Source organism: Porphyromonas macacae DSM 20710 = JCM 13914, assembly GCF_000379945.1.
In the GTDB taxonomy this organism is placed as follows: domain Bacteria; phylum Bacteroidota; class Bacteroidia; order Bacteroidales; family Porphyromonadaceae; genus Porphyromonas; species Porphyromonas macacae.
The window spans coordinates 1-13,235 of the sequence record NZ_KB904142.1 but is presented as its reverse complement, the minus strand read 5'-3'; the positions used below and the strand labels follow the sequence as shown (position 1 = coordinate 13,235).

The window sequence follows — 13,235 nt, the reverse complement described above, 5'->3', positions numbered from 1 at the left end:
AGTTACATACGCGTTACGCACCCGTGCGCCGGTCGCCATCAATCTTAGCAAGCTAAGACCATGCTGCCCCTCGACTTGCATGTGTTAAGCCTATCGCTAGCGTTCATCCTGAGCCAGGATCAAACTCTTCTCTGTTATATCTTTTTATTTCGTTTTTTCCTTATACGCCCAAAAATAAACCACCGTTATCGAATCTTATCGAAACCTTTAAGTTCTGACGGGAAAATATATATTCCCCTGTACTACACTTTTCGTTTCTAATATGAATTATGTCGAAGATCGCTTGTGCAACAAAACCCGAACCTTAAAAAATCCAAAACGGGTTTCGGCTTGCAAAGGTAAACAAATTTTTGTCTGCCGCAAGACTTTCGGAAAGAAAAAATCAAAAACAAAAAAAATATTCAATAAAATACATCCGTTCCTGATCTCACCATACCGCGAATCGATGTCAAAACAAACAACTCTCGTCCGAATTGCGATTGCAAAGGTAGAGATTATTTTCATTCCTGCAAGAGATCAAAACAAACATTTCAAACAAAAAGACAAAAACAAACAAACTAAAAACCTATGAAACAAACAGATAACCAACAAAAATATTTTTCAAAAAAATTAAAAAAATTCACAATAAACACGCATAAACAACCATAACAGATCTATTCCCCATGGAGCCGGATAAACAAACAACCCGGTTTTCAAAACATGAAATCAACCTCATAACACTTTATCACCCCGCTTTCTCCTATACCCCCCCATCAAATAAAACAACGCTTAAACGCAAGAAAGGCTACCTCAAAAAAAGAGGCAGCCTTTACTTTTATCAATGAAAAAGAAGTCTAGTCTTCCGAACGGTTACGATCGGGGAATTCTCTACGCTCGTGACGTTCGCCACGTTCACGACGTTCAAAACGCTCGCCACTGCGCTCATTCCGTTCACGACGAGGTCTGCGCTCCGGTTCCTGATAACCTTCCGGTTTTTCCATAAGAACTTTACGGCTCAACTTGAATTTTCCGGTCTTGGCATCGATCTCCAGCAGTTTGACATCTATCACATCGCCTTCTTTCAAGCCGGCTTCTTCGATTGTCTCGAAACGTTTCCAGTCTATTTCCGAAATATGCAACAAGCCGTCTTTACCCGGCAAGAACTCCACAAAGCATCCGTACGGCATCACACAGGAAATTTTTCCCTGATAAACCTCTCCCGGTTCGGGAATAGCAACGATACCTTTAATCAATGCCATAGCGGCGTCGATAGCAGCCTTGTTGTTTGCACTGATTTCTATAATACCGCAGTTATCCACTTCTTCGATATTAACGGTAGCACCGCTTTGCTCCTGAATACCCTGAATAATCTTTCCGCCCGGGCCAATAACGGCACCGATAAATTCTTTACCGATACGCATTTTCTCAATACGTGGCGCATGCGGCTTGAGGTCACTGCGAGTCTCGGGCTGAGCTTCCAATATTTTACCGAGGATATGCAAACGTCCCTGCTTGGCCTGTTCGAGCGCATTTTCCAGAATTTCATAACTCAGACCATCTACCTTGATATCCATCTGAGTGGCAGTGATACCATCTTTGGTTCCGGTAACCTTAAAGTCCATATCGCCCAAGTGGTCTTCATCTCCGAGAATATCGCTCAAGATAGCATAATTCTTACCCTTGTTTTCAGAGATAAGCCCCATGGCGATACCCGATACGGGTTTCTTAATTTGCACACCGGCATCGCGCAGAGCCAACGTTCCGGCACATACCGTAGCCATGGAAGAGGATCCGTTAGACTCCAGAATATCGCTAACCACACGTACCACATAAGGATAATCCTCCGGGATCATGCGCTTAAGGGCACGGTGTGCCAGATTGCCGTGTCCGATTTCACGACGGCCTACACCTCTCTGAGGACGAGCTTCGCCCGTAGAGAAAGGAGGGAAGTTATAATGCAGCAAGAAGCGCTCTTTGCCATAGTTCAGCACATCGTCCACCAGTTTTTCATCGCTCTTCGTTCCCAAAGTAACAGTAGTCAGAGACTGTGTTTCACCACGGGTAAACACGGCAGATCCGTGAGGCCCCGGCAGATAGTCCGTTTCGATCCAGATAGGACGAATTTCGGTGGTCTTACGCCCGTCGAGACGTTTACCCTCATCCAAAATAGCACGGCGCATCGCTTCTTTTTCCACGTCATGATAGTAACGTGCTATCATCTCTGCTTTTTCAGTCAGCTCCTCTTCGGTAAATCCGGCCTTATACTCTTCCACGATCGCTTCGAAAGCTTCGCCGCGCTGGTGTTTGTCCGTACCGCTCGTAGCCACAGCATAAGCCTTGGCATAGCACTTGTCGTGCACATCCTTACGCAAATCTTCATCATTTACTTCATGACAATACTCGCGTTTTTGCAGTTTACCCACAGCCTCGGAAAGCTCCAACTGAACGCGACACTGGTCCTTGATAGCCTCGTGTGCCACACGAATAGCTTCGAGCATCTCAGACTCCTGTACTTCGTCCATCTCGCCTTCCACCATCATGATATTGTCGATGGTTGCACCCACCATGAGATCCATATCGGCTTTAGCCAGCTGCTCGAATGTGGGGTTAATGATAAACTTGCCATCCACACGCACCACACGCACTTCACTGATAGGCCCATTGAACGGAATATCAGAAACGGCCAAAGCTGCAGATGCAGCCAATCCGGCAAGTGCATCGGGCATATTCTCGCCCTCACTGGAGAAGAGAAGAATATTAACAAAGACTTCGGCATGGAAATCATCAGGGAAAAGGGGTCTCAGTGCACGGTCGACCAACCGGCAGCTTAATATTTCATAATCGGAAGCACGCCCCTCGCGCTTGGTAAAACCACCGGGGAAACGCCCGATAGAAGCATATTTTTCTTTGTATTCAACCTGTAAAGGCATAAAATCGCATCCGGGTGCGGCTTCTTTGGCTGCACATACGGTGGCCAGAAGCACAGTACCACCCATCGTTACCGTTACGGCACCATCGGCTTGCTTGGCAAGCTTACCGGTTTCGATGGTTATTGTCCTGCCATCGGGTAAGGTAACTGTCTTACTTACAACATTCATAAGTTTTCTTTTATTTTTTCATAATCTCGTTTGTTCGGGCACAAAGGTACATAAAACCTTGCGTATAGCAGTTATCTTACACACCATATTATATATAAAGCAAATTCGACTTAACCGCGACGTGTGACGTGTACTGAAAAAATTCTTGTTAAGGAAAATAAAAATCCAAGTTAACTTCGTTGAAAATCCATTGCGCTACGGATTTTTATCCATTGCCTGAAGAATTTTGAACCATCGGGCAGAGAATTTTTTCAGTACACGTCAGCTCTTTAGAAGGGGTCGTTTACGCACACAGCCTTACAATAATTCGGTACATATCCTCACATCGAACTCATATGGTAAAAGATTTGTCGGGAGAAAAAACTCAGGAAACATTGCTAAAAAAGGCCATCTTTCCCTGAAATGATATCAACCGGATTATACACCGATGAATATCGTGCTCGAAGCCAATTGTTTATCTTTGCACTATGAATTTACAAACAACCTGATTATGAATATCGACCGTTATCGAGATAAACGAAAGAAATATAATGCCATAGCGACATTGTTTGCCCTGTGGATAGGTTTGACCGCCGGTTGCGGATCTCTGCGAAAGGGCTCCGTCCATACAGACCATGCCCGGCCGGGAGGAGATCGCTATGCGGTTGTGCTTTCATTAGACGGTTTCAGAGCCGACTACCTGAGCAAAGCCAATACACCCGTCTTCGATTCTATCAAACGTGTCGGTATATCAGGCTCCTTGCAGCCCTCTTTCCCTTCTCTCACTTTTCCGAATCACTACAGTATGGCCACGGGGTTATATCCTGACCATCACGGCCTTGTGGCGAATGAATTTTACGATGACGAGTACGGTCATTACACCATACCGAACCGCAAGGCTGTGGAAAATCCCGGTTTTTACGGAGGCGAACCTGTATGGAATACGGCACGGCGACAGGGTGTGCAGACGGCCAGTTTCTTTTGGGTCGGGTCCGAGACGGCAATTAACGGGCATCATCCGCATCGCTGGAAAAAGTTCGATAGCAAAGTTCCTTACACAAGCCGGGCAGATAGCGTACTGGCATGGCTTGATTTACCGGAAGCCGACCGGCCTCACCTGATCATGTGGTATATCGAAGAACCCGACCACTTGGGGCATCATTTTACACCCGAAGGCAAAGAAGTCTTTGCCATGGTGGAAAAGCTGGACAGTGTGGTGGGCTATTTCCTGAACCGTCTAAATACACTGCCCGTAGGCAATAAGGTCGATTTCCTTATCGTCTCCGATCATGGCATGGAGACTTATTATCCGGAACGCAGTGTAAATCTGAGCGATTACATGCCAATAGACAGTTTCATACATGTGGCTACGGGGGCGTTTGCACATCTTTATCCCAAGCCCTCCTATACGGATAGCGCTTATCGCATCCTGCAAACCGTTCCGCATATTAAAGTCTATAAAAAAGGTGAGATGCCGGCACGCTTCCATTACGGATCCAATAAGCGCATCGGGGAGCTTTTGATTTTGCCTGACGAGGGTGCCATGGTTTACTTCGACCCTGCCATAAAAACGTTTAAGAAAGGTGGAGCACACGGTTATGATAACGAACGCGCCAGCATGCAGGCTCTTTTCTTAGGTGTGGGACCTCACCTGAAAAAAGGTTTTTTCCTCTCCCGCTCCATTCCGAACATTGCCGTCTATCCTTTGATATGCCGGTTGCTCGACATCAAACCTTCGGCCAATGACGCCGACCTTTCCGACGTCCAACCTTTTTTACGCAGTCAACCATGATTGTAGCCGAGAAGAAACGCAAAGAAAACATCTGCGAATACCTGCTGTATATGTGGCAGGTGGAAGACCTGATTCGCGCAGCGGATTGCAATCCCGAACGTGTCGAAGAGCTGATCGTTTCGCGCTACCGGACAGACGAAGAAACGATGCGACGTATACGCCGCTGGTACACCGAGCTGATCGATATGATGCTGATCGAGGGGAAAAAAGAAAAGGGACACTTAGACATAAACCGGGTGCTGGCGATGCAGCTGGAGGAACTTCACCGGGAATTGCTCAAAAGCTCTGCTCAAGGGCTATACCAAAGTGTCTACTATAAAACCCTGCCGGCTATTGTGCAATTGCGTTCCAAAGGTGCCGCAGCCGAAAATGAAGGCGAAGTGGAAACAGCTCTGAATGCTCTTTACGGAGCAGTAACGATGCGCCTGGCGGGCAAAAGGCTCGGAGAAGATACCCTGGCCTCTCTCAAGCAAATCAGCACCATGCTGGCGATGCTGGCGGATGCTTACAACAAAAAAGACCGGGAGAATACAGAGGATGAAGCAAACCTATAATCTTATTATCACGGGTGCCGGCGGACAATTGGGGCGTTCGCTCGTTTCAGCCGCTGCTTTGCAGAACGATACCGTCCGTCTGTATGCAGCCACACATGCAGAGCTGGATATTACACAGCCCGGAGCATTAGACCGCTATTGCAAAACCATGGGGATAGAGGACACACGCCCCACGGTAGTTATAAATTGTGCAGCTTACACGGCTGTGGATAAAGCTGAAACGGAGCAGGACGCAGCTCGCAAACTGAACATAGAGGCCCCGAAATTACTGGCACACAGTTGTGCAACCTCAGGGCGACTGTTGGTGCATATCAGTACGGATTATGTTTTCGACGGACGGGGATGTTGCCCATACGAAGAGGAGGCAGCGACACATCCTCTGAATTTCTACGGCATCAGCAAGGTCATGGGCGAAGAGGTCGGCATGGGTTATATGCCGGCAGGACAACTGCTGGTGGTTCGTACCGGATGGCTCTATTCTCCTTATGGCAGAAACTTTGCCCTGACCATGCTGAGACTGGCCTGCGAACGCAGTTCGATCGGAGTGGTTTCCGACCAGACAGGTACTCCCACTTATGCACCTCATTTGGCCGGAATTTTATTGCAAATCACAGCTCTGGCCGTGGAGGAAGGCTCTTTCCGAACGCCGTTGTTGCACTGTTCGGACAACGGCATTTGCAGCTGGTACGATATGGCTTATATGCTCTTAAGCTATGCGAACAAAATGCCGCCCGAAGGTGTGATTCCGATTCCTTCCACGGAATATCCCGTACCTGCCGAACGCCCTCTTTACAGTGTATTGAGCAAACAAAGATTAAAAGAATTGTATAATATAACCCCGCCTCACTGGAGTGTGGGACTCAAAAAATTACTATTAGCACTCGATGAGTCAACTGACAGACGAAATTAACAAACGCCGCACCTTTGCTATCATCAGCCACCCGGACGCCGGCAAAACAACACTGACCGAAAAACTCCTGCTCTTCGGCGGTGCTATTCACGTGGCAGGAGCGGTAAAAAGCAACAAGATCAAGAAAACGGCCACCAGCGACTGGATGGAGATAGAAAAGCAGCGAGGTATCTCGGTGGCGACCTCTGTAATGGGGTTCAACTATCGGGATCATAAAGTAAACATCCTCGACACGCCGGGACACCAGGATTTTGCGGAAGATACATTCCGCACCCTCACAGCCGTGGACAGCGTTATTATCGTTATAGACTGTGCCAAGGGTGTGGAGTTGCAAACCCGTCGTCTGATGGAGGTCTGCCGTATGCGCCACACTCCGGTAATCGTTTACATCAATAAATTGGACCGCGAGGGGAAAGATCCTTTCGATCTGCTGGACGAAGTAGAAGAAGAGCTGAAAATCAAGGTACGCCCTCTAAGCTGGCCTATCGACATGGGACAACGTTTCCGCGGCGTTTACAATATCTATGAAAAGGGGCTTAACCTCTTTACTCCGAACAAGCAACAGATCACCGATCGCATAGCTATTACGGACTTGGAAAGCGGAGAGCTGGAAAAACATATCGATCCGGCGCAGGCCGGCAAACTGCGTGCGGATCTGGAACTTGTGGAGGGAGTTTATCCGGAGTTCGACCGTGAGTCGTACCTCAAAGGCGAGGTGGCTCCGGTTTTCTTCGGCTCTGCTCTTAACAACTTCGGGGTCAAAGAGTTGCTCGACTGTTTTATCGACATCGCTCCCAGCCCTTGTCCGATTATGGCGGAAGAGCGAAAGATCGATCCGTATGAAGAGCCGTTTACGGGGTTTGTATTCAAGATTCACGCAAATATGGATCCGAACCACCGCAGCAGTATCGCTTTTGTAAAGATATGCTCCGGCAGATTCGAGCGAAACAAGAACTACAAACATGTGCGGATGAATAAACTGATGCGCTTCAGCAGTCCCACGGCTTTTATGGCACAGCAGAAAGAAATCGTGGACGAAGCTTATGCCGGCGATATCGTGGGATTGCCCGACACGGGTAACTTCCGTATCGGCGACACGCTCACCGAAGGTGAGGAGCTGCACTTCCGGGGCTTGCCGAGCTTCTCCCCCGAACAGTTCAAATACATCGAAAATGCCGACCCGATGAAAGCCAAACAACTGGCCAAAGGTATCGATCAGCTTATGGGAGAGGGCGTGGCACAGCTCTTTGTCAACGAATTCAACGGCCGTAAGATTATCGGCACGGTGGGACAGTTGCAGTTTGAAGTAATCCAATACCGGCTCCTGCACGAGTATGCGGCACAATGTCGCTGGGAGCCCATCAGCCTGTATAAGGCCTGCTGGATAGAGTCCGAAGACCCGGCTCAGCTGGAGGCCTTCAAGAAACGCAAAGCACAATTCATGGCCAAAGATATTTCGGGGCGTGACGTGTATCTTGCCGACTCCGGTTACGTGCTTTCTATGGCACAGCAGGATTTTCCTAAAATCAAGTTTCACTTTACCAGTGAATTCTGATTCACCGGGTGGAGCAGGGGCTTACGATAAACTAATCAATCAAAAAAGATGAAGAAAATGACTGTTACCCGTTTGCTTGCCGGAATAATCATCGTCGGCGGCTTGCTGTCGGGTTGTGGAAAGGGAGCTACGACGGAAAAGAAAGAAAAACTCTCCGAACAATCTTCCCGGATGATTACCCTGAAAACACCGGAGCGAGCCGAAGGGCAAACCGACGTGCTGGCTCTGACGGCAGACCCCATTCCCGTTGTGCGCGTGGGTTTTATCGGTCTGGGTATGCGCGGTCGTGGTGCCGTGGAGCGTTTCATGTATCTGGACAGTGTGGAAGTGCATGGTTTGGCGGATATTATGTCTGAAAACGTGGAGTTCTGCCAGAACATACTGAAGAAAAACAACAAACAGCCTGCACGATTGTCATTTGCTGACAGTACCTCATGGAAAAGAATTTGCGAAGATCCGGATATCGACCTGGTGTACATTTGCACGGACTGGGCAAGTCATACGCCTATGGCGGTATATGCCATGGAGCAGGGTAAACACGTGGCCATAGAAGTGCCGGCAGCGATGACAATAGATGAGTGCTGGCAATTGGTAAATACGGCAGAGAAAACACGTAAACATTGCATGATGCTCGAAAACTGCTGTTATGATTTCTTTGAAATGGCTACGTTGAATATGGCACAGCAAGGCCTGTTCGGTGAGGTTATCCACGGTGAAGGAGCCTATATACACAATCTCCACGAATACAACTTCGGTGAAGAGTTTAAAGGCGGTTACCATAACGACTGGCGTCGCAGATGGAACGAGGAGCACAACGGAAATATCTATCCGACACATGGACTTGGCCCGATCTGCCAAATCATGAATATCCACCGTGGCGACAGGATGGACTATCTGGTATCCATGAGTACAGACCAGTTCGGCATGACAAAATATGCCACCGAAAAGTACGGGGCAGACTCTAAGGAGGCTAAACAGGAGTATAAAATGGGTGATATGAATACCACCCTCATTCGCACGCACAAGGGACACACCATCATGATTCAGCACGACGTGGCAAGCCCCCGTCCGTACAACCGTCTGCATACGGTGAGCGGAACGAAAGGCTTTGCCCAAAAGTATCCTGTAAGACAGATAGCCCTCGAGCCGGATTTCCACAATGCACTGCCCAAAGAGAAGATGGAAGCCCTGCTGAAAGAATATGAACATCCTTTTTCTAAAGAAATCGGAGAGCTGGCACGCAAAGTGGGCGGACACGGAGGTATGGACTTTATCATGGACTATCGCCTTATCTACTGTTTACGACATGGCCTGCCTCTGGATCAGGATGTTTACGATGCAGCCGAATGGAGCAGCCTGGTAGAGCTGACCGAGATCTCCGTCAAGAACGGGAGCGCTCCCGTAGAAATTCCCGACTTTACGCGTGGTGCCTGGGATAAACTCAAAGGATTGACCTTTGCCAAATAAGAGACATCCCTTTTTTCTCAAAACGAAACCTCAAAGGCCTTTCAATGCTCTTTGAGGTTTTGTTTTTCTATTTCCGGTCAGAAAGACAAGGTTCTTCGTTAAAAACGCTGTCTATTCGGTTGGAAGATGAAGCCGGGTGGCAAGATTGCGAAAACATGACTCTGTTTTAGTGAGGATTATGTTTTGCCTCAGCTGCAGTCTCTACAAGACACATCCTCCTCCAAAGGAGAAAAGCTTTACGCATTCTTACGCACCTGAAAAGGGCTGTGCCAAAAACGAATTTTGACACAGCCCCCGGGCTAAGAATATTATTGTGGCATGTGCGTCTTAGTACTCGATAACGCGTGGCAGCTCTTTCGCTGCTTTCACCCATTTTTCCACCATTTTAAGTACCGGAGTACGGCGCACTAACTTCTTAGCCGCATTGACTTCCTCCATTTTTGCAACCAGATTCTCCGGTTTGCGCGTAGCCAATTCGACCACGGTGTCTACACCCGACCGCTCCAACAAATCGGCATATTCGCTCCCTACGCCGGGAATACGATATAAGTCGGCCATATTTGCAAAAGACAAAATCTTCTTAGGATCGATTCCTGTTTTCTCAGCCAGTTTTTTGCGGTCAGCCTTTGAGGCACATGCTTTCAGCAATTGATTGGTGTTGGTGATTCCGGCGGCATTCAATTTCTTCGCATGCGTTTCACCGATACCTTCGATGTCAATAACTTTGTAATTAGCCATAATTTTCTTTTTTTGTTTCTATTTTTACTCTTATTAAAACAGCCGGTTAATTAGAATTCTCTTCTTAAAATTTCGTTTTATTTAACTGAAATATAAGCTTTTTTATCTTAAAAACCTATCATTAAGATATTTAAGCCGTTTTCAAAACTTGATTTTCAAGAAAAGGAGAGCCTCGAAAGGCTGCATTTATTAAGGATGGAACAAGTTTTTTATCTTTGTCGGCGCAATCTTTTCACAGACCCGGAAGAGAAGAAAAACGCTCCTGTTTTTATGAAAAAATCAATCAACTCCAAACGTTATGTCTGCAACATTCATTCTTATGCCGGTTCTCTTTTTTTCCGGCATTATGGCTATTGCTTTTGAAGATAAAATAGGCATTAACAAAAGTGTCACGGCCTTGCTGATGTGTGTATCGTTGTGGAGTATCCTCTTACTCGACAGCAGCATAACACTGAACAACGAAGCATTTGCTGCTTATATGCAACTTCACCCGGACACCGCAGCGGAGAACCCGACCGGACAGGTACAGGGATTTGTAGCACAAGCACTGAACATACAGTTGGGCAATGTTTCCGGCACGCTGTTCTTTATTCTCAGTTCCATGCTCCTGGTGTATGTGGTAGACCGCTACGGCGGTTTCAAGGCTGTGACGGAGTTGCTGACAGCCACTGACAAACGTAAACTCCTCTGGAGTATAACTTTGGCTTCTTTCTTTTTCTCCGCCCTTTTGGATAACCTTGCTGCCGCTATCGTGATTATTGCTATTTTGCGAAAACTGGTACCCAACCGTACAGACCGTCTTAAATATGCCTGTATGGCCATTATTGCCTGTAATGCGGGCGGCTCCTGGTCTCCTATCGGCGACGTGACGACCTTATTGCTCTGGACGAACGGCTGTATTACTCCTGTTCATCAAACAACCTCACTCTTTCTGCCGGCATTTGTCAATTTGCTGGTACCGCTTACGATTGCCCATTTCTGGCTTTTTAAGAAAGGGGCAGTGTTGCGCGAATCTTCATCCTGTGAGCGGGATGACTATGCCGACATATTGCCCTCGCGTATCCGTAAATCCATTTTCTGGATGGGGGTAGCCGCCCTTCTACTCATTCCTGTGTGGCAATCGCTCTTCAACCTGCCGGCATTTATGGGGGCTTTGGCCGGAGTTGTGATGATCTGGGGGTACACCGAAATACTTTTTCGGAAGAAAAAGGAACTCCTCAAAGATGCCCGGGAGATGCGGGTCAATAATGTGCTGCATGAAACAGACCTTGCCACAATCTTTTATTTTCTCGGTATTTTAATGTCGGTGGGTGCTTTGGAAACGGGCGGACATCTGACTTTGGCCTCGGGCTTTATCTCGTACCGTATACCGGACTCTTCCCTGCTGGCACTGCTTATCGGTGTTCTTTCTTCCATGCTGGACAACGTAGCTTTAGTAGCAGCCGTTATGGGTATGTACCCCATAGCGGATCCGGCTTCACTCACGCCGTTCGTAATGAACGGCTCGTTCTGGACATTCCTTGCTTACTGTGCCGTAACGGGCGGCAGCCTGCTGATTATCGGATCCGCTACGGGAGTAACTGTTATGGGTATGGAAAACATTAAATTTGTTTATTACTTCAAACGCTTTAGCGGCTTGGCACTGCTGGGATATATCGCCGGTGCAGCCTGCTATGCTCTTATTTCTTTCATTTAGCTTTTCAATATGATGGACTTGACAGAAATATTTCACCGTTTCCTGCCTGATGTCAATCCGGGCGAAATCAAATCGTTCGGAAACGGAAATATCAACGATACGTATCTGATAACCGATGAACCGGGCAATAAACGCTGGCTGCTCCAGCGTATCAATCACAAGGTTTTTCCGCGTATAGCCGTTTTGCAAAAGAACGTAGATATTGTCAGCCGGAAAATGGCCGAAAAATTGCAGGGCGACCCTGATGCGGCACGCAAGTATCTTTATTTTTATCCCGTGGCCGATATGCCTGAACGGAACTATACAGAGGCAGACGGTAACTATTGGCGTCTTTGCCGGTTCATCGACGACAGCATGAGCCTGAGCGAAGTAACCCCTCAAACGGCACACAGTGCAGGAGAGGCTTTCGGCCGTTTCGAGGAAATCCTTTCGGATATACCGGAAGGCGAATTGGGCGAGACGATAGAGAATTTCCACAATATGAGCTTCAGGCTGTGGGAATTGCAACAGGCTGTAGAGAAAGATGCGGCAGGACGGCTGGCTTCGGTACGTCATCTCGTAGACGAACTGCAACGGAGAGCGGAAGAGATGACCGTTCAGGAACGGCTCTATCGTGAAGGAAAATTACCGAAACGCACAATCCACTGCGACACCAAGGTGGATAACATTCTCTTTTCCCGCAAAGGCGGTGTACTCTGTGTTGTAGACTGGGACACCGTGATGCCGGGGTTCATCCTCAGCGATGTGGGCGACTTTATCCGTACGGGGGTGTGCAGCACAGCCGAAGATGAGCCCGATACAACGAAAATAAGCGTAAAAAAAGATGTCTACAAGGCTTTTGTAGAAGGATACCTGAGCACAGCTCGCTTCCTTACTCCTCTGGAAAAAAGTCTGATTGCCTACGGCGGACGTATGATGACCTATATGCAGGCAGTGCGCTTTCTGACAGACTACATCAACGGCGACACCTATTACAAAGTGACGGACAGCGAACATAACCTCCGGCGTACGCTGGCACAGATGACTTACCTAAAACGTCTGGATGAATGTCGTGAAGAAATGGAAGAGCTTTTGAAAGATTGACGGGCATGGTTTAGCTATCGGAAAAATTTCGCCGAACTTCATACGGGAAAACCGCGCTCTGGAAAGCCCCCGTTTTTTTGAATTTCTTAACAACAGTAAGGGGCTGTGTCAAAATTCATTTTTGGGGCAGCCTCCTTTTTTTATTCCTCATCCAACGACAAAGCCCCAACTTTCACGAGCCAGGGCTTCGTTCGTTCACTAAGTTTGAGTAACTTAGCAAATATCAATTACTTAATGAATACAAAGTTACACTTTCGTCCTTACATATCCGACCCCATCCTGCTATTTCCTGCAGAACTTGGTCAAGATATTGATGCCAATGACCCTGTGCGCCTGGTCAACAGCATTGTAGATTCGCTGAATTTAGAATCAATCCAAGGTCTC

At 47.6% G+C, this 13,235-nt stretch carries 10 protein-coding genes and 1 rRNA gene; 8 read left to right on the top strand and 3 right to left on the bottom strand.

The genetic code is table 11. The features are described 5' to 3' along the window. Nucleotides 1-135, bottom strand: a 16S ribosomal RNA gene (locus A3GI_RS0106775); the annotation flags it as partial. 127 nt (nt 136-262) lie between these two features. On the opposite strand from A3GI_RS0106775, the gene A3GI_RS0106770 reads away from it, so the two are divergent. After that, on the top strand, nt 263-571 hold the full coding sequence (locus A3GI_RS0106770; protein ID WP_018360710.1) for a hypothetical protein: 309 nt from the start codon (nt 263-265) through the stop codon (nt 569-571). 262 nt (nt 572-833) lie between these two features. On the opposite strand, the gene pnp is transcribed toward A3GI_RS0106770, so the two are convergent. Next, nucleotides 834-3,077: a polyribonucleotide nucleotidyltransferase gene (gene pnp / locus A3GI_RS0106765; protein WP_018360708.1), complete on the bottom strand. Its 2,244-nt coding sequence runs from the start codon at nt 3,075-3,077 to the stop codon at nt 834-836. Nucleotides 3,078-3,504: 427 nt separating this feature from the next. Between pnp and A3GI_RS10830 the strand changes: the two genes are divergently transcribed. From A3GI_RS10830 to A3GI_RS0106740, 5 genes are read left to right on the top strand one after another with little or no spacing between them, the layout of a single operon-like run. Then, nucleotides 3,505-4,848: a nucleotide pyrophosphatase/phosphodiesterase family protein gene (locus A3GI_RS10830; RefSeq protein ID WP_018360707.1), complete on the top strand. Its 1,344-nt coding sequence runs from the start codon at nt 3,505-3,507 to the stop codon at nt 4,846-4,848. After that, complete coding sequence (locus tag A3GI_RS0106755; protein WP_018360706.1) at nt 4,845-5,402, top strand: DUF4924 family protein; 558 nt, start codon at nt 4,845-4,847, stop codon at nt 5,400-5,402. The genes A3GI_RS10830 and A3GI_RS0106755 overlap by 4 nt, the downstream gene beginning before the upstream one ends. Next, nucleotides 5,386-6,312, top strand: a complete 927-nt coding sequence (rfbD, locus tag A3GI_RS0106750; protein ID WP_018360705.1) for a dTDP-4-dehydrorhamnose reductase — start codon at nt 5,386-5,388, stop codon at nt 6,310-6,312. Before A3GI_RS0106755 ends, rfbD begins: the two co-directional genes overlap by 17 nt. Continuing rightward, nucleotides 6,287-7,867: a peptide chain release factor 3 gene (locus A3GI_RS0106745; RefSeq protein ID WP_018360704.1), complete on the top strand. Its 1,581-nt coding sequence runs from the start codon at nt 6,287-6,289 to the stop codon at nt 7,865-7,867. Before rfbD ends, A3GI_RS0106745 begins: the two co-directional genes overlap by 26 nt. Before the next feature lie 48 nt (nt 7,868-7,915). After that, nucleotides 7,916-9,334: a Gfo/Idh/MocA family protein gene (locus tag A3GI_RS0106740; RefSeq protein WP_018360703.1), complete on the top strand. Its 1,419-nt coding sequence runs from the start codon at nt 7,916-7,918 to the stop codon at nt 9,332-9,334. Nucleotides 9,335-9,661: 327 nt separating this feature from the next. Here the strand turns inward: A3GI_RS0106740 and A3GI_RS0106730 are convergent, their stop codons facing one another. Continuing rightward, the gene (locus tag A3GI_RS0106730; protein WP_018360701.1) at nt 9,662-10,072 is read right to left on the bottom strand and encodes a DUF4332 domain-containing protein; all 411 of its coding nucleotides are present in this window, start codon (nt 10,070-10,072) and stop codon (nt 9,662-9,664) included. Nucleotides 10,073-10,370: 298 nt separating this feature from the next. Here A3GI_RS0106730 and nhaD point away from each other — a divergent pair, with 298 nt between their 5' ends. Both nhaD and A3GI_RS0106720 read left to right on the top strand, forming a co-directional pair. Continuing rightward, the gene (gene nhaD / locus A3GI_RS0106725) at nt 10,371-11,768 is read left to right on the top strand and encodes a sodium:proton antiporter NhaD (protein ID WP_018360700.1); all 1,398 of its coding nucleotides are present in this window, start codon (nt 10,371-10,373) and stop codon (nt 11,766-11,768) included. A gap of 9 nt (nt 11,769-11,777) precedes the next feature. Further along, nucleotides 11,778-12,851, top strand: a complete 1,074-nt coding sequence (locus A3GI_RS0106720) for a phosphotransferase enzyme family protein (protein WP_018360699.1) — start codon at nt 11,778-11,780, stop codon at nt 12,849-12,851. Nucleotides 12,852-13,235: the final 384 nt, after the last annotated feature.